This window comes from Gluconobacter sp. R75690 (assembly GCF_015244525.1).
In the GTDB taxonomy this organism is placed as follows: domain Bacteria; phylum Pseudomonadota; class Alphaproteobacteria; order Acetobacterales; family Acetobacteraceae; genus Gluconobacter; species Gluconobacter potus.
In genome coordinates, this window is the sequence record NZ_JABCQB010000009.1 from 39,439 (window position 1) to 57,210 (window position 17,772).

Annotated in this window: 14 protein-coding genes; 9 read left to right on the top strand and 5 right to left on the bottom strand. The window is 61.6% G+C overall.

Translation table 11 applies throughout. The features are described 5' to 3' along the window. Positions 1-45: 45 nt before the first annotated feature. From metH to HKD27_RS11355, 6 genes are all read left to right on the top strand, one after another. The gene (gene metH, locus HKD27_RS11330; RefSeq protein ID WP_194689645.1) at positions 46-3,552 is read left to right on the top strand and encodes a methionine synthase; all 3,507 of its coding nucleotides are present in this window, start codon (positions 46-48) and stop codon (positions 3,550-3,552) included. A 38-nt stretch (positions 3,553-3,590) separates the two neighbouring features. Continuing rightward, positions 3,591-4,469 carry a formyltetrahydrofolate deformylase gene (purU, locus tag HKD27_RS11335; RefSeq protein WP_194689644.1) on the top strand — a complete coding sequence of 293 codons (879 nt, stop codon included), beginning with the start codon at positions 3,591-3,593 and terminating at the stop codon, positions 4,467-4,469. Positions 4,470-4,570: 101 nt separating this feature from the next. Then, positions 4,571-5,017, top strand: a complete 447-nt coding sequence (locus HKD27_RS11340) for a hypothetical protein (protein WP_194265330.1) — start codon at positions 4,571-4,573, stop codon at positions 5,015-5,017. A gap of 144 nt (positions 5,018-5,161) precedes the next feature. Then, entirely contained in the window at positions 5,162-6,580 is a 1,419-nt protein-coding gene (locus tag HKD27_RS11345; RefSeq protein WP_194689643.1) for an FAD-binding oxidoreductase, read from the top strand. Positions 6,581-6,636: 56 nt separating this feature from the next. After that, complete coding sequence (gene mqo / locus HKD27_RS11350) at positions 6,637-8,139, top strand: malate dehydrogenase (quinone) (RefSeq protein ID WP_194689642.1); 1,503 nt, start codon at positions 6,637-6,639, stop codon at positions 8,137-8,139. 117 nt (positions 8,140-8,256) lie between these two features. Continuing rightward, positions 8,257-9,075, top strand: coding sequence for a DeoR/GlpR family DNA-binding transcription regulator (locus tag HKD27_RS11355; RefSeq protein ID WP_194689641.1), 819 nt, complete (start codon positions 8,257-8,259; stop codon positions 9,073-9,075). Between the two features lie 13 nt (positions 9,076-9,088). Here HKD27_RS11355 and mntR read toward each other — a convergent pair whose 3' ends face one another. After that, positions 9,089-9,580 (bottom strand): manganese-binding transcriptional regulator MntR, encoded by a 492-nt coding sequence (gene mntR, locus HKD27_RS11360; protein WP_194689640.1) that lies wholly within the window; start codon positions 9,578-9,580, stop codon positions 9,089-9,091. Between the two features lie 169 nt (positions 9,581-9,749). On the opposite strand from mntR, the gene HKD27_RS11365 reads away from it, so the two are divergent. Continuing rightward, positions 9,750-11,084 carry an Nramp family divalent metal transporter gene (locus tag HKD27_RS11365; protein WP_194689639.1) on the top strand — a complete coding sequence of 445 codons (1,335 nt, stop codon included), beginning with the start codon at positions 9,750-9,752 and terminating at the stop codon, positions 11,082-11,084. Between the two features lie 3 nt (positions 11,085-11,087). Here the strand turns inward: HKD27_RS11365 and HKD27_RS11370 are convergent, their stop codons facing one another. From HKD27_RS11370 to HKD27_RS11385, 4 genes are all read right to left on the bottom strand, one after another. Continuing rightward, positions 11,088-12,044, bottom strand: coding sequence for a glutaminase (locus HKD27_RS11370; RefSeq protein WP_011253579.1), 957 nt, complete (start codon positions 12,042-12,044; stop codon positions 11,088-11,090). Positions 12,045-12,196: 152 nt separating this feature from the next. Next, entirely contained in the window at positions 12,197-13,618 is a 1,422-nt protein-coding gene (gene cysG, locus HKD27_RS11375; RefSeq protein WP_194689638.1) for a siroheme synthase CysG, read from the bottom strand. 139 nt (positions 13,619-13,757) lie between these two features. Next, positions 13,758-13,985 (bottom strand): hypothetical protein, encoded by a 228-nt coding sequence (locus HKD27_RS16660; protein WP_155723197.1) that lies wholly within the window; start codon positions 13,983-13,985, stop codon positions 13,758-13,760. Between the two features lie 22 nt (positions 13,986-14,007). Continuing rightward, positions 14,008-14,352 carry a hypothetical protein gene (locus HKD27_RS11385; RefSeq protein WP_155723198.1) on the bottom strand — a complete coding sequence of 115 codons (345 nt, stop codon included), beginning with the start codon at positions 14,350-14,352 and terminating at the stop codon, positions 14,008-14,010. Positions 14,353-14,367: 15 nt separating this feature from the next. On the opposite strand from HKD27_RS11385, the gene HKD27_RS11390 reads away from it, so the two are divergent. Then, on the top strand, positions 14,368-14,955 hold the full coding sequence (locus HKD27_RS11390) for an HD family hydrolase (protein WP_194689637.1): 588 nt from the start codon (positions 14,368-14,370) through the stop codon (positions 14,953-14,955). A 154-nt stretch (positions 14,956-15,109) separates the two neighbouring features. Further along, positions 15,110-17,770, top strand: coding sequence for a hypothetical protein (locus tag HKD27_RS11395; RefSeq protein WP_194689636.1), 2,661 nt, complete (start codon positions 15,110-15,112; stop codon positions 17,768-17,770). The last annotated feature ends 2 nt before the right edge of the window (positions 17,771-17,772 follow it).

Here is a 17,772-nt window from a genome sequence, read left to right on the forward strand (position 1 = left end):
GGGCCAGCCTTCTCCTGTCATTCCCAGTTACAGAGCCTTCTGCCCATGTCCTCACGTCCCCATCTGCTTGATGCCCTCTCCGATCAGGTCCTGCTGTGCGATGGCGGTATGGGATCGCGGGTGCAGATGCTGGATCTGGAAGTCGAGCGCGATTACTGGGGGCAGGAAAACTGCACCGAAATCCTGAACCTCTCGCGCCCCGAACTCGTCCGTGAAATCCATCGCGGCTATTTCGAGGCCGGTGCGGATATGGTGGAGACCAACACCTTCGGCGGCTCCATCGTCACGCTGGCGGAGTTCGGACTTCAGGACCGCACGCGCGAAATCAACCGCACGGCCGCGACACTGGCCCGCGAGGCCGCCGAGACGTTCTCGGACGGGCGGCACCGCTACGTCATAGGCTCCATCGGTCCGGGCACGAAGCTGCCGACGCTGGGCAACATTGCCTATGACGATCTGGAAGCCGGTCTGGTCGAACAGTGCCGCGGCCTGATTGATGGCGGCGTGGACGGGTTCCTGATCGAGACGTGTCAGGATACGCTTCAAATCAAGGCGGCTGTGAATGCTGCCAAGATTGCCCGGATCGAACTCGGCTCCGATGCGCCGATCTTCGTGCAGGTGACGGTCGAGACCACTGGCACGCTGCTGGTCGGCCCTGATATCGCCGCTGCCGCCACAACCGTTCAGGCGCTGGACGTCCCCTCGCTCGGCCTGAACTGCGCGACTGGCCCGCAGGAAATGGGCGAGCATGTCCGCTGGCTGTCAGAAAACTGGCCCGGCCTCATTTCCATGCAGCCCAATGCCGGTCTGCCGGAGCTTGTGGACGGCAAGACCGTCTATCCGCTCAGCCCCGAGGAAATGGCCGTCTGGATGGAGCGCTTCGTCAAGGAAGACGGGCTGAACCTGATCGGTGGCTGCTGTGGCACGTCCACGCCGCATATTCAGGCGCTGGACGGGATGCTGCGTCGCCTTGGTGGCGCGAAGCTGCGCCCTGCCCCGGTCAAGCGCAGCACAATCTGGATGCCGTCGGTCTCCAGCCTCTACACCCAGACGCCGCTGCGTCAGGAAAACAGCTATTTCTCCATCGGCGAGCGCTGCAACGCCAACGGCTCCAAGAAATGGCGTGAGCTTCAGGAAGCCAATGACTGGGACGGCTGCGTCGCCATCGGGCGTGAACAGGCCGCCGAAGGTTCCAACGCGCTCGATATCTGCACGGCCTTCGTCGGGCGTGATGAAGTCCGCGAAATGAACGAGGTCGTCACGCGCTTCACCTCGTCGGTGAATGCGCCGCTGGTGATCGATTCCACGGAAACGCCGGTCATTGAAGCCGCGCTGAAACTGCATGGCGGCAAGCCCATCATCAACTCGATCAACTTCGAGGATGGTGAGCAGCAGGCCCATGACCGCATGAAGCTGGCCCGCAAGTTCGGCGCCGCCATGATTGCGCTGACGATCGACGAAGTCGGCATGGCGAAGGAGCCGCAGGACAAGCTGCGCATTGCCGAACGTCTGGTCGAGTTCGCCTGCACCCAGTACGGGCTGCCGCAGTCCGATCTGATGATCGATCCGCTGACCTTCACCATCGCCACCGGCGTGGAAGACGACCGCAAGCTCGGACAGTGGACGCTTGAGGGTATCAAGCTGATCCGCGACAAGTTCCCCGATATCCAGATCATCCTTGGCCTGTCGAACATTTCCTTCGGTCTGAACCCGGCCGCGCGTGCGGTGCTGAACTCGGTGTTCCTCGATCATGCGGTCAAGGCGGGCATGACCGGCGCGATCGTGCATGTCTCCAAGATCCGCCCGCTGCATCTCATTGCCCCCGAAGAGGTCAAGGTCGCGGAAGACCTGATCTTCGACCGCCGCACCGAAGACTACGATCCGCTCCAGAAGCTGCTGGAGCTGTTTGCAGGCCGTAAAGCTGCCGATGCCGTCAAGAAGCGCCGTGCGGAAACACCGGCCGGGCGTCTGAAAGACCGGATCGTGGATGGTGACCGCAAGGGCATCGAGCAGGATCTGGCAGACGCAATGGCTGAAATGCCGCCGCTCGACATCATCAACAATGTCCTGCTCGATGGCATGAAGGTCGTGGGCGAGCTGTTCGGTTCGGGCAAGATGCAGCTTCCGTTCGTGCTGCAGTCCGCCGAGACGATGAAGACCGCCGTGGCCTGGCTAGAGCCGCACATGGAACGCGTGGAAGGCCAGCATCGCGGCACGATGGTGCTCGCCACCGTCAAGGGCGACGTGCACGATATCGGCAAGAACCTCGTAGACATCATCCTGACCAATAACGGCTATCAGGTCATCAATCTGGGCATCAAAGTGCCGCTCGCGGACATGATCGCGGCGGTGAAGGAACACAAGGCCGATGCGCTCGGCATGTCCGGGCTTCTGGTGAAGTCCACGGTCATCATGCGCGAAAACCTTGAGGAAATGCACCGTCAGGGCTTTGACGTTCCGGTTATTCTCGGTGGTGCGGCCCTGACGCGCAATTACGTCGAGGAAGAATGTGCCCGCTCCTATGGCGCTGGTGAGCCGGGGCGCGTGGCCTATGCGCGCGACGCGTTCGACGGTCTGGGCCTGATGGACAAGATCGCCAACAAGGAACTCGATTCCTATCTGGGCGCGATCCAGACGCGCCGCGCCAGCCAGGCGAGCCGCAAAACGGCGCGCGCACCGGAAATCGCGGAAACACGCGGCTTCGGCGTGGTGGATCGCGAAGCCGCCAAGGCCCGGCGTGAGCGGATTTCAGGCTCCGAGCCGGTCATTACACCGCCTTTCTGGGGCGGACGTGTTCTCGAAGCGACGCCGAATGCGGTTCTGCCGTTCCTCAATGAGCGCTCGTTGTACCAGTTCCAGTGGGGCTTCCGGAAACAGGGCCGCTCGCTCGACGAATTCATGGAATACGCCAAGACTGAGCTCCGTCCTGTGCTGAAGCGCATGCTGGCGCTGAGTGCGGAACAGGACATCATCCGGCCGCAGGCGATCTATGGGTACTGGAAGGCTGCGGGCGACGGGAACGATCTCGTGCTGTTCGAGGAAGACGGCAAGACGGAAGCCGCACGTTTCACCATGCCACGCCAGCCCAAGGATGACGGCGAGTGCATCGCCGATTTCGTCCGCGACATCAGCGATGATACCCGCGATGTGGTCGGACTGCAGGTCGTGACCGTCGGACAGAAGGCGTCTGATCTGGCGCGGGTATGGTTCGAGGAAAACCGCTACCAGGACTATCTGTACCTGCATGGCCTGTCGGTCGAGATGGCGGAAGCCATGGCGGAATATACCCACAAGCGCATCCGCGCCGAGCTGGGCTTTGCCGGCGAAGACGATCGCGACATGGAGAAGCTGCTCTCGCAGTCCTATCGCGGCTCGCGCTATTCCTTCGGCTATCCCGCCTGCCCGCGGCTTGAGGATCAGGCACCGATCCTGAAAATGCTGGATGCCGAACGCATCGGCGTGTCGCTTTCAGACGGCTATCAGCTTCACCCCGAGCAGTCGACATCCGCGCTCGTGATGCTGAACCCACGGGCAAAATACTTCACCGTCTGAGGACGGCAGGCTTTAAAAAAGACGAGAAAAGACAGTCCATGACGGCCCCATCAGTTCCGCAGACCACCTATGTCCTGACGCTTTCATGCCCCAACCGCCCGGGCATCGTGGCGGCAATCAGCGGCAGGCTTGCGGAACTGAACGCCAACATCACCGAAGCCCAGCAGTTCGATGACCGGGACAGCACGGTCTTCTTCATGCGCATCGTGTTCGAAATCACGGATGGCCAGACCAGCATGGAGCAGCTTCGCGACGCGCTGGCTGTTCTGGGTGATACGTTCAGCATGGACTGGGCGCTGCATGACCGGAGCGTGAAGCCGAAGGTCCTGCTGATGGTGTCGCGTTTCGATCACTGCCTGGTGGATCTGCTGTATCGCTGGCGGATTGGGGAACTGCCGATCGAGCCGGTCGGGATCGTGTCGAACCATCCGCGCGAAGTGTTCGCGGATCTGGATTTCTACGGCATCCCGTTCCACCACCTTCCCGTCACGAAAGACACGAAGCCGGCGCAGGAAGCGCAAATTCTGGACCTGTTTGCCTCAACGGGAGCCGAACTGGTTATTCTCGCGCGCTACATGCAGGTTCTGTCCAATGAGATGGCCGCCAGCCTGTCGGGGCATTGCATCAACATCCATCACTCCTTCCTGCCGGGATTCAAGGGCGCGCGTCCCTATCACCAGGCCTTTGCGCGGGGCGTGAAGCTGATCGGCGCGACTGCCCATTACGTCACGCGCGATCTGGATGAAGGCCCGATCATCGAACAGGACGTGGAGCGCATTTCCCATGCCGACACGCCCGATGACCTGATCCGCAAAGGGCGCGATATCGAACGCCGGGTTCTGGCGCGCGCGGTGCGGTATCACATTGAACGCCGGACCATCATCAACGGCAACAGGACAGTCGTCTTCACGCCCTGAGCCCTGCTTTTCGTCGACAGGACATGAATCTTTCGCACGACACCCGGAATATTCTCTCCTAGGCTCGACCCGGCATGTTCACAGCCGGCAGCAATATTCAGATGACCGTCCGCAAAACCCTTCTTTCACTTGCCCTGTTCACGTCGCTGGTCGCGCAGACTGCCTGTTCCGGTGACCTGGTCCTTGAGAAGCGGCTGACCCCGGCGGATACCCTGCGTGAGACCACAAACCGGACCGTCGTGCCCGGCACGTTTGTCATGACCGTGAAAAGCGTGAATGTCTTCAACAAGATGGTCTTCCTCAATTCGGAAGACACCTACCTGGACCGGGCCAATGTGGCCGTGCAGATCACGTCCGCTGTGGCCTATAACGCCGATATCCGTTTCGGCGGCGATTTCCGCAAGATGGTCCTGAACCGCAAGATCCTGGTGATCGGATCGGCCATGAAGGTTGGCGCTGATCTGGAACAGGGGATCATCGTGAACAACAAGGACGATTACCGCACCTATATTTTCGTCAGCCGGGCGAGCAATATTTTCCTGCGATAAGCACCCATAATATCTGATCTTGCATCGTATATTCGTTTCCCGACAGATTATTCCATTTTATAGCCCCATAACGATCCGAAGATATTTCCCAGGACTCCGATCCAGCCTATGAAGGGCATCCTTTCTCCATGCCGGATCCTGTTCATGACCGTCTCTTCCGCCTCCGCTCCGGACCGTCTTCAGGCCGTTCTCAAGGCGCTTCAGCCCGTCATGGGCGAGCGGATCAGCACGGCACCGTCCGTTCGCGAAGAACACAGCCACGGCGAGGCCATGAATGCCTCCCGCCTGCCCGAGGCGGTGGTGTTTGCGGAGAGCACGCAGGATGTCGCAACTGTTCTGCGACACTGCCACGAATGGCGCGTTCCGGTCGTGGCGTTCGGCGCCGGAACCTCGGTCGAAGGCCATGTCGTGCCGCCCGAACAGGCCATCAGCCTCGATCTGTCCCGCATGACCGCCATTGTGGAACTGAACGCCGAGGATCTGGACTGCCGGGTCCAGGCCGGCATCACGCGTCAGACCCTGAACGTCGAAATCCGCGATACGGGCCTGTTCTTCCCGGTCGATCCGGGTGGGGAAGCCACGATCGGCGGTATGTGCGCCACCCGTGCCTCAGGCACGGCCGCCGTGCGCTACGGCACGATGAAGGAGAATGTGCTGGGCCTGACCGTCGTTCTTGCAACCGGCGAAATCATCCGCACAGGCGGCCGCGTGCGTAAATCCTCCACCGGCTATGACCTGACATCCTTGTTCGTCGGCTCGGAAGGCACCCTTGGGATCATCACGGAAGTCCAGCTCCGCCTGCACGGACGTCCGGACAGTGTTTCGGCCGCGATCTGCCAGTTCGAGAACCTGCATGACGCCGTGCAGACCGCCATGGAAATCATCCAGTGCGGCATCCCCATCACCCGCGTAGAACTGATGGACAGCGTGCAGATGGCGGCTTCCATCCAGTATTCCGGCCTGAGCGAATACCTGCCCCTGACCACGCTGTTTTTCGAGTTCACAGGCTCGCCGGCGTCAGTACGGGAGCAGGTCGAGACGACGGAAGCCATTGCGTCTGGCAATAACGGGCTTGGTTTCGCCTGGGCCGAAAGCCCCGAGGAGCGCACCCGCCTTTGGAAGGCGCGGCATGATGCCTACTGGGCGGCCAAGGCCATCGTTCCGGGCGCGCGCGTCATTTCCACGGACTGCATCGTCCCGATTTCCCGTCTGGGCGAACTGATCGAGGGCGTGCACAGCGATATCGAGGCCTCCGGCCTGCGCGCACCGCTTCTGGGCCATGTGGGGGACGGCAATTTCCATACGCTCATCATCACGGACGATACTCCCGAAGGGCATCAACTTGCCCTTGATCTGGACCGGAAAATCGTGGCCCGCGCCCTATCCCTGAACGGATCATGTAGCGGGGAACATGGCGTGGGCATGGGCAAGCTGGAGTTTCTGGAAACCGAGCACGGGCCTGGAAGCCTCAGCGTGATGCGCGCCCTGAAGAACACGATGGATCCGCACCATATCCTCAACCCCGGCAAGCTCCTTCCGCCCGGTCCTGTTTACACAGGCTGAGCTTTCGGGGATCTTTCAGCCGCCTTTCTTTCCAGTCCCTGCCGGATTTCAGCACCATGTCGTCACTCTCCAACGTCTGCCCCGATATCGTCCTGATCGGCGCCGGGATCATGAGTTCCACGCTCGCCGCCCTGCTGCGGGAGCTGGATCCATCGCTCTCGATGGTGATGTTCGAAACCCTTTCCGACTGCGGGCAGGAAAGCTCTTATGCCTGGAACAATGCCGGGACCGGACATGCAGGCAACTGCGAACTGAACTACACGCCCCAGCGCGCGGATGGCAGCGTCGATATCTCCAAGGCGCTGGCCGTCAATACGGAATTCGACCTCTCCCGGCAGCTTTGGGCTCACTGGGTCCGTGAAGGCCGCATTGCCGATCCGGCCGCGTTCGTTCAGCCCTGTCCGCATATCAGTCTGGTGTGGGGTGCGGAAAATGTGGCGTTCCTCAAGGCCCGCTATGAGGCCATGGTCGCCCATCACTGCTTTGCCGACATGGAATATACCGATGATCCGGCCGTCATCGCACAATGGGCCCCGCTGGCCATGGCGGGGCGCGACACGACGCAGCCCGTCGCAGCCACGCGCATCAGGGAAGGCACGGACGTCAATTTCGGCGCTCTGACCCATGCCCTGACCGCATCGCTCAAGACAGACCGTAACGTCTCCATCCACTACAACCATCGCGTCACGGATCTGACCCGGACCGAGGACGGCCGCTGGCGCGTTACGGCAACGGACACCGAAAGCGGCCACGCCACGACGGTTCTGACGCACTTCGTCTTCATCGGCGCGGGCGGCAATGCCCTGCCGCTGCTTCAGAAATCCGGCATCCCCGAAGCGACGCATTACGCGGGCTTTCCAGTCAGCGGGCTTTGGCTGCGCTGCACCGACCCGGCCATCACCCGCCAGCACCACGCCAAGGTCTATGGCAAGGCCCCCGTCGGTTCCCCGCCCATGTCGGTCCCGCATCTCGATACCCGTGTGATTGACGGGAAATCCTGCCTGCTGTTCGGGCCCTATGCCGGTTTTTCCACGAAATTTCTCAAGAGCGGGTCGTGGACGGATTATTTCCGCTCCCTCACACTAAAAAACATCATCCCTGCCCTGACGGCCGGAAAAGACAATCTCGGCCTGCTGGACTATCTCGTGAAGCAGGTCATCCAGACGAACGAGGCGCGTTTCCGGGCCCTTCTGGAATTTTATCCGACCGCGCGGCCCGAGGACTGGAGCAAGGTCGTGGCCGGGCAGCGGGTGCAGATCATCCGGCCGGACAGTGGCCTGCATGGGAAACTCCGCTTCGGCACCGAACTCGTCAAAACCGCTGACCGCTCCCTTGTCGCGGTGCTGGGTGCCTCTCCCGGCGCCTCCATTGCGGCGTCCGTGGCACTTCAGGTCGTACAGGGCTGTTTCCCGGAGCGCCTTGTCGAGGGCGACTGGCTGCCACGTCTGCGTCAGGTTTTCCCTGCCTATGACGTGGATCTGACACAGGATGCAGCCACCTGCGCAACGCTCCGCCAAGACACGGCGCAGGTGCTGGGCATTGCGAGTGAGGCCGGATGATCACCTTTTGGGGCCGGATTGTGTTCATGAGGCGTTACAGACCTGTTCCGGCCTGATATGGTGAATGTGATTTTACATTCATCTGTTTGCTTTCACGCTCAGGAATCGATTTGAGACATGACTGATGGTCCGGGCTCCGTGATCCCCACCGCCTTGCCGCAGAGTTCAAAACGACGGGATAATTCGGCCCGCCAGAAACAGATCCTCGACGTTCTTCTCGAAACCGGTAGTGCTACGATCGAAGGTCTGGCCGAGCGTTTCGATGTCAGCCGCATGACGATCCACCGCGATGCGCATGCGCTGGTCCAGCAGGGTCTGATCGACAAGCTGCATGGCAGCATCGTTCTGCGCAACAAGGTTACAACACAGAAAACCGTCAATTTCCGCCGCTCGCGCGCTACGGATCTCAAGGACGCCATCATCCAGCGGGCCATCTCGCTGATCCAGCCTGAACAGGTTCTGGTTCTGGATGACTCCACAACCGTTGCGGCGATGCTGCCCCTGCTCCCGGCCCTGGCGCCGCTGACGATCATTACGAACGCTGTCGGCGTGATCCAGGCGCTCTCGCCCTATCCCAACCTGAAGCTGATCTGCCTTGGCGGCGACTATAACCCGCCGCGCAATGCCTTCTTCGGTCTGGTCTGTGAACAGGCGGCGCAGTCGCTGCGGGCGAACATGATGTTCCTCTCAACATCCATCATCCACAACGGAACCGCTTTCCAGAACGATCAGGACGTGGTGAAGGTCAAGCGGGCCATGATGGATATCGCGGATCAGTGCGTCCTGCTGGTGGACAGCACGAAGTTCCGCAAGGGCGGCCTGCACCGTCTGGCGTCCCTGTCGGAATTCGACCGTGTCCTGACGGACTCCCATCTCAAGCCGTCCATCGCCAAGGCCCTGACGCAGGACGACGTGAAGCTCGAAATCTGCACCTGACTGACTCCAGTTCTCAGGCGTCGGGCAACGCCTGCATGAACTGCTTCAGTCCGCCCTCGATCGCTTTTTCGAACAGGCTCAGGGTTTCGCTCCCAACGTAATGCTCCACGCCTTCGGCATCGACGCGGGCATTTTCCTCGCTCACGCCCAGCGCCAGCAGGAACGCTTCTACGATCCGGTGCCGGTGTCGCGCCCTGTCCGCCATGTCCTGCCCGGCGGCCGTGAGGAAAACACCCCGATAGGGCTTCTGCGTGACGTAGCCTTCCGTCGCAAGGCGGGCGAGCATCTTCGCCACCGTCGGCTGTGACACACCCAGACGCCCTGCGATATCGACCTGCCGGGCCTCCTGCCCTTCGGACAGCAAATCCGAGATCAGCTCAACATAGTCCTCGACCAGCACATTGCGCCGTGCCTCGCGATTGGCTCGGAACCCTTCGGAATGGGTTTCGACGTCAGGCAGCGTCTCCTTGGGCGCGAGATCCCTGAGACGTCTTTTCCGTTCCATGCGCCGTCCTGTGCCTCCATGCAGAAAACATTATTCACGGCGGAATAAAACATTCCCGACATATGTGCCAGTAGGATCCATCACGTTTTCCCGATATCCCGGTTTTTCATGAGGCTCATCAATATAGCATGTTGAATATTCATTCCCGATAGGATTGAATACACGCCTGATGTCAGACACCCCCTCGCCCCACACACCATCCCCTGAAATCCGCCCGAGCCTGCCCGATGCCTTTTCCAGCATCCGGGTTCCGGGAGCGGATGCGTCCTGGTTCAGGCGCTTCATGGCCTTTGTTGGGCCGGGGTTCATGGTTTCGGTCGGCTATATGGATCCGGGCAACTGGGCCACGGACCTGCAGGGCGGGTCGCGCTACGGCTATACGCTGCTCTGCGTCATCATGCTGTCGAACCTGATGGCGATCCTGCTTCAGGCGCTTTCCGCCCGCCTCGGAATCGCGACCGGACGGGATCTGGCGCAGGCCTGCCGGGATCATTTCTCGCCGGCTGTGAACATCGTGCTGTGGCTGGCCTGCGAACTGGCCATCATCGCCTGCGATCTGGCGGAAGTGATCGGCACGGCCGTGGCGCTTCAGCTTCTGTTCGGTCTGCCGCTTCTGGGCGGCGCGCTGCTCTCCATTCTGGACGCACTGGTGGTCCTGCTGCTGATGAACCGGGGCTTCCGGTATCTGGAAGCCTTCGTGATCGCGCTTTTAGGCATCATCGCGCTGTGCTTCGGCATCCAGCTTGTCGCAGCAGCCCCGCCCGTCCACAGCATTATGGCCGGGCTCCTCCCCGATCCGAAGATCGTGACGACGCCGGGGATGCTCTATGTCGCCATCGGCATCATTGGCGCCACGGTCATGCCGCATAACCTGTATCTGCATTCCTCGATCGTGCAGACCCGCGCCTATGAACGCACGCCGACTGGCCGCCGTGATGCGATCCGCTGGACGACCTGGGACAGCACGATTGCCCTGACGCTTGCGCTGTTCATCAATGCGGCGATCCTGATCGTGGCAGCGGCCGCGTTTCACACTTCCGGCCATAAGGACGTGGCGGAAATCCAGGATGCCTACAGGCTGCTCTCCCCGATCCTCGGGCTTGGCATGGCGTCCACGCTGTTCGCACTCGCTCTTCTGGCGGCAGGCACGAACTCGACGATCACCGGCACACTGGCCGGACAGATCATCATGGAGGGCTTCCTGCACCTCCGCATCCCGCACTGGGCCAGACGGCTTCTGACGCGCGGGCTGGCGATTGTGCCGGTCGCAATCGTCACGCTGATCTATGGCAACCGGGGCGTGGGCGATCTGCTGATGGCCAGTCAGGTCATCCTGTCGCTGCAACTGCCCTTTGCCGTCATACCGCTGGTCATGTTCGTCTCGGACCGCCGGAAGATGGGCGAGTTCGTGATTTCCGCCCCCGTCCGCATTCTGTCCTGGGGTGTTGCGGGACTGATCCTGCTGCTGAACTTCAAGCTGCTTTACGACACGCTGGCGGGCTAAGCGTCAGGTCGGATTGGCGACCCAGGGGTTCGCGCGGAAAACCGACCAGCCCGTATGCTGCACAAGCCGTTCCAGCGCACGCGTTCCCAGCAGGGAGTTGCCCTGCGCGTTCAGTCCCGGCGACCACACGGCAATAGACGCCACACCCGGCGCAATGGCGAGGATGCCGCCCCCAACGCCGGATTTTCCCGGCAGGCCAACACGGATGGCAAAGGCGCCGGAGCCGTCATAATGTCCGCACATCATCATCAGCGCGAGGATTGTCTGGGCATTGCGCTCGGACATGATGCGCTCGCCCGTGAGGGGGTTCCGGCCGCCCGTCATCAGACAGGTCCCGACCTGCGCCAGCTGATGACAGCTCATGGTGAGTGCGCACTGATGGAAATAGAAATCCAGCGTGTCCTCGACCACATTGCGGATATTGCCGAAGGTCCGCATGTAGTTGGCCAACGCCATGTTGCGAAAACCGGTCTCACGCTCCTGCCGGGCGACATCGGTATCGATGTCGATCGAGGACGGATCGCTCACTAGCGGACGCAGGAACTCCAGCAGGCGCGTTTGGGCATTCTCGCGGCCATAACGCGAGACCAGAATGTCAGCGATGACGATGGCGCCCGCATTGATGAACGGATTGCGGGGGATGCCGTGTTCGTTTTCAAGCTGAACGATGGAATTGAACGCGCTTCCAGAAGGCTCCTGACGCACCCGTCCCCACAGTTCGTCGCCCATCGCATTAAGCGCCATGCTCAGGCTGAAGACCTTGGACACACTCTGGACCGAGAACGGGACTTCCGCATCCCCGACCGTATGCGTCTCTCCGTCCATGCCCACAACGGCCATGCCGAACCGGTTCAGATCCACCCGTGCGAGCGGGGGAATGTAATTGGCGACCGTGCCCCGTTCGGAGGCCGTGCGCATCTCCTCTGCGATCGAGACGATAATGGACGCAACTGTGCTCATGGGGCCCCGGACTGTGAAACGCGATGTGACTGAAAGAACAGGAGTTTCACAGGCAGGTGAGCCCGTGAGCAACCCGCAGGATCATACGGAGCGATATGCATTCAAAGCATGGCTGAAAGAGTATGTCTTCCAGCCATGCAGACCCCGTCACCTCAGGGCGAAACGACCCGGTGCCGGACGACCTGCCCGACGATCACCAGCGCGGGCGATTTCACCTGCGCTTCGGCCGCCTGCTGCGCGATGGTGGACAGCGTTCCGGTAAAAACCCGCTGCCGCGGCTGCGTGCCCCGCTCCACGATCGCCACCGGCCAGTCAGCCGGCAGTCCTTTTCCCAGAAGTCCGGCGGCAAGCTGCGGCAGGGTCGAGATGCCCATATAGATCACGACCGTCTGGCGTCGATCGGCCATGTCGTCCCAGGGCAGATCCAGAACGCCATCCGCCTTTGCATGTCCGGTCACGAACAGGCAGGCCTGCGCGCAATCCCGATGCGTCAGCGGAATGCCGGAATAGGCCGCGCATCCATTGGCTGCGGAAATACCCGGCACCAGCCGGAACGCGACCCCGGCTTCGACCAGAGCTTCGATTTCCTCACCGCCACGCCCAAAAATGAACGGGTCTCCACCCTTGAGACGCAGGACACGCTCGCCAGCCTGTGCACGGCGGACCATCTCACGGTTGATCTCATCCTGCGGCAGGGCATGGCGGTCCCGCTGCTTGCCAACGAAGACGAGTTCGGAGTCCCGGCGCACCATATCCAGCAGGGCTGGCGAGACCAGATTGTCATAAAGAACAGAATCCGCATTCTGCATCAGGTGCAGCGCCTTGAGGGTCAGCAGATCCGGATCACCAGGGCCGGCCCCGACCAGCCAGACTTCTCCCGCCTTGCGCTCCCCGTCCAGCAGCGCCTCCAGTCGCATATCCGCCCGGCTTTCATCACCAGAACGCGCAGCTTCCGCGCCGGGACCATCCAGAAAATCCTCCCAGATGCGTTTGCGGTCCTGAACATTGGGATAGCGCCCCGAGACGAGTGCCCGGCGGGACTGCATATAGGCCGCCAGACGGCCTGTGCCTTCGGGAAGCAGCGTCTCGATCTGCTCGCGCAGGCGACGCGCCAGAACGGGCGCCGCGCCCCCGGTGGAGACGGCCACGCGCACCATGCCCCGGCGGACCTGAGCGGGCGTGATGAAACTGGAAGGTCCGGGATCGTCCACGGCGCAGACGGGGATATTCAGTTCGTCAGCTAGGGCCGCGACCTGACGGTTGGTGTCCCGGCTGTCGGTCGCGGCATAGACCAGCCGGCAGCCCGGAAGCAGACGGCGCAAGACGGCCTCATCCGCGCGTTCGCCCACATGGCGCACCCTGTTGTTCTCGACCCAGCCCTGTACGACCGGGTGCAGTTTTTCGGCCAGAACATCGATCCGCGCTCCGTGATCGAGCAGCAGCCGTCCCTTGTTGACGGCGATTTCTCCGCCGCCCACGAGCAGGACCCGCGCGCCCGAAAGCCGGATGGAAATGGGAAACCAGCCGCCGTCCTGAGGGGAATCCGGGCTGGAAGGGTGAGGCTGGGTGTTCATCGAGGCACGGATTTTCCGGATCGGGGGAGACGCTTGCGTGCCGCATTCAGCGACAGGCCGGCCGGAAGGTCAAATCCGGCAGTTCCGTGCCTTCAGGTTCGGGGACGTGCCTTTGCCCGGCACGTCCCGGTAGGCGCTGTTACCAGCCGCCCTGTCCCCCCTGACCACCGCCCATGCCGCCGCCATTCATGCCGCCCATACCCTGGCCACCACCCATACCCTGGCCGCCCATGCCACCCTGACCCTCACCGCGGTCGCCGCGATGATGGTGATGTTCGCCGCCGCGGCGGTCATCGTAAGGACCGTCACAGGCGGTCAGCGACAGGGTCAGACCGGCTCCGAGAGCCAGAGCAAGAATCTTTTTCATAAGATGCTCCATCAGCAATGTTTCAGTGCCGAGGATGCCCGATGAAATATGGTATTCTCAAGGACAGGAACGTAACGGACAATGACAGCATCCGATTTTGCGGGGATATTCCGCCAGACAGGTGCATGGAAATGCTATAACCGTTCGCGAACAGAGGTCCTGTTGACTGGCTCTCCCGGACTGCACTTCTTTTCAGGGAAGAGGTTTCATGGCGCAGTTGATGGTGAAAATCTTCAAGTCCATTCAGGAGGGTCCCGGTTTTCTTGTATTGCTCGGGGTTCTGGTCGCTGCGGTCTTTGTGGGATATGAAGTCCTGCATGCGCTGGTCGGATAAGGCTTTCGCCACCGCCGCGATGCGCATCGCCACAGACAGGACCCCAGCATGACAAAAGGCGATCTTGAAAAGCGTCTCGACTTTCTCCGGGAAGCGTCGCGCCTCAAGGACATCCTGAGGCGGACCTACACCCATGGCGGGCAGACCGAGAGCACGGCGGAGCATACCTGGGCGCTCTGCCTGCTGGTCATGACCTTCGCCGACCAGCTTGAGGGTATCGACCTTCTGAAGCTGCTGAAAATCTGCATCCTGCATGATCTCGGGGAAGCCATTCACGGTGATGTACCCGCGATCTCGCTGCACGCCTCGGCCAACAAGTCCGCGCAGGAGCGCGAGGATCTGCTGACGATCATGGCGCCGCTGCCTGACGAGCTTCAGGCCGAGTTCCTGGCGCTGTGGGACGAATATGAAAACGCGGCCTCTCCCGAAGCACGGCTGGCCAAGGCCTTCGACAAGATCGAAACCATCAGTCAGCACAATGCCGGTCTCAATCCGGATGATTTCGACCATACGTTCAATCTGACCTATGGCCGCCAATATACCGATGCCACGGAACTGACACGCCAGATCCGCGCCATTCTCGATGAAGAAACGCGCCGGAATATGATTCGAAACCGGAACATGGTTCCCGGCTGAACAGCCCTTTGTGCTCGACACCGTAACATAAATCCGCCAGAAACGGCTCCAAATGGCCTTCCGCTGTTACGATATCCTTGCAGAATCGTGACATTCTGCATCTGATGCGGACGTTCCAGGCCCGCACCAGACACAGGAGCCGGCAGACGCGCGCATGCCAGATCATGACCTGAAAACCCCAGCAGCCCCCTTTCCGGCACGGCCGGGGCTGCGTCCGGCTCTCGGTCTTGTCTGGGGCCTCGGCAGCCTCCTCTCCGCTCCTTCTGCCCTCGCGCAGACCGCTGCGAACACCCTCACCACGCCCTCTGCCACCCAGAACAGCGCGACGACCGTGACCACGTCCACGACGTCCATCAATGGCGGCGAGAAAATCGAGGTCAAAGCCCATAAACCCGCCAGCGCCGTGCTGGGCGATGCCAAGCCGATCATGCAGATCCAGGCCGATGAAATCCGCTCTTATGGCGTCGATACCGCAGCGGATCTGCTGACGGCCATTGCGCCGGAAACCCGTTCAGGACGCGGCGCGACCGGCAACACACCGGTCGTCCTGCTGAACGGCAAGCGCATTTCGGGCATGCAGGAAGTCAACGACCTTCCCTTCGAGGCCATCGCGCGGGTCGAAATCTTCACCGAGGAAGAGGCCCTGCGCTACGGCTATCCGGCCGACGAGCGCGTGGTGAACATCATCACCGTGAAGCATTTTCGGGCTGTGCGGATGCGGGCCTATGGCAGCACATCCACGGATGGCGGAGGCGATGATGGCGTTCTGGGCGCCAGCTTCACGAAGCTCTCCGGAGAACGCCGGATCAATCTGAGCGCGCGCTATGAAGCACAGGCGCGGCTTCTGGACAGCGACCGCGGCGTCACACCCCCTTCCGCCAGCAGTCTCTATTCCAATGCCGGCAACGTCACATCCACGGATGGCGGCAGTCTTGACCCGGCGCTTGATGCGCTCGTCGGGCAGAGCGTGACATCTGCGGGCGTGCCGTCGCTCGCATCAGGGCAGATCCCGACCCTTCAGGATTTCACGACTTATGCCAATGCACCGCATGTCAGTTCAGACGCCTCGGATTACAGCCTTCAGCCAAGAACGCATGAACTGAACCTGAACGGTGTCTATGCGGACCAGATCTTCAAGAGCGTCTCAGCCTCCTTCAACGCCAGCTACACCCACAGCAATTCCGAAAGCCTTCAGGGACCGGCGCGCGGCATCCTGACCCTCCCGTCCGGCAGCCTGTACTCACCGTTCTCGCAGGACACGCTCCTGTACCGGGACTACACCAACGTCTCCGCGCTTCAGCAGAGATCCCATACGGATTCCGTTCATGCCGGGCTGAATTTCAATGGCGACGTGGGGAACTGGAAGTGGAACAGCACCGGAAGTTTCGACCGCTCCACCACCGCGACCAACAGCCAGACCGGGCTTGATCTGAGCGCCGCCCAGACGGCGCTGACGGAGGGCCTGGTCGGCTTCGATCCGTTCTCGGAAGTGGACCGAAGCTGGCTGAACAGCCGGCTGGTCAATCAGGGCCATACCACCGGCACGACCGGCAAGATCAGCGGTCTGGTCTCCGGCTCGCTGTTCTCCCTGCCCGCCGGTGATGTCTCGACCAGCATTGCCCCCACCGGCACCCTGACCGAACAGAACGCGACCTCCATCAGCCAGGGCAAGCTGCAGCGCACCCATATCAGCCGCGATGTCGGCACCCTTCAGATCAACGGCGACATTCCCATTGCCAATGCGCGCAAGCATGTCCTGTCGTTCCTGGGAAAGCTGGATGCAAACGTCAACGGCGCGGTCAGCCAGGTGTCCCATTTCGGAACACTCGGGACGATCGGCGGGGGCGTGACCTGGGAGCCCGTCTCCTGGGTCCAGTTCCCCTTCTCCGTGACCGACCGGACAGAAGCGCCCAGCGCCACCAGTCTCGTCGCCCCGCAGATCGAAACCCCCAACGTCACGACCTATGACTATGTCACAGGACGCTCCGTGCAGGTGACGACCATCTCAGGCGGCAACCGGAACCTGCACGCGGCGGACCGGCACGAGATCAGCATCGGCACGATCCTTTCCCCGACCTTTCTCGAAGGGACGCGGCTGCATGTAAATTATGTCCGGGACCGCAACCACAACCCGGTCATGAGCCTGCCGACCGCAACGGCCGCCATCGAGGAGGCTTTTCCGGACCGTTACCAGCGCAATTCGGACGGAATTCTGGATGTCGTCGATATCCGCCCCGTCAATGCGCTCATGGAAAAGCGCAATGAATGGAATGCGACCTTCTCGTTTTCCAGACCGCTGGGGAAGAAGCCCGAAGGAAAAGGCGGCAAACATGGCGCTGGCGGCCGGTATTACATCGTTCTGACGCAGGTCTGGCGCCTCAAGGACACGGTACAGCTCCGGTCGGGCCTGGCGCCAATCGATCTGCTCAATGGCGGGACGATTGGCGGCACCGGGGGTCAGCCCCGCCACGAAGTCGAGCTTCAGGGGGGCGTGTTCAAGAACGGCCTGGGTTTCCGTCTCGTCACCAAATGGCAGTCCGCAACCTCCACCCTCGCCAGCACCCACGCCAACAGCCTGTTCTTCAGCGATCTGGCGACCGTGGATATGACGGCCTTCGCCGATCTGGGCGAAATCCCCCGCTGGCAGAACCGGAACTGGGCGAAGAATTTCCGGGTCATGGTCTCGGTCAGCAACCTGTTCAACAGCCGCATCCGTGCCCGCAACGGCTCGGGCATCACGCCCGCCGGCTATGAACCGGCCTTTCTCGACCCGCTCGGGCGGACCATCTCGTTTTCCATCCGCAAATCGGTTTGACC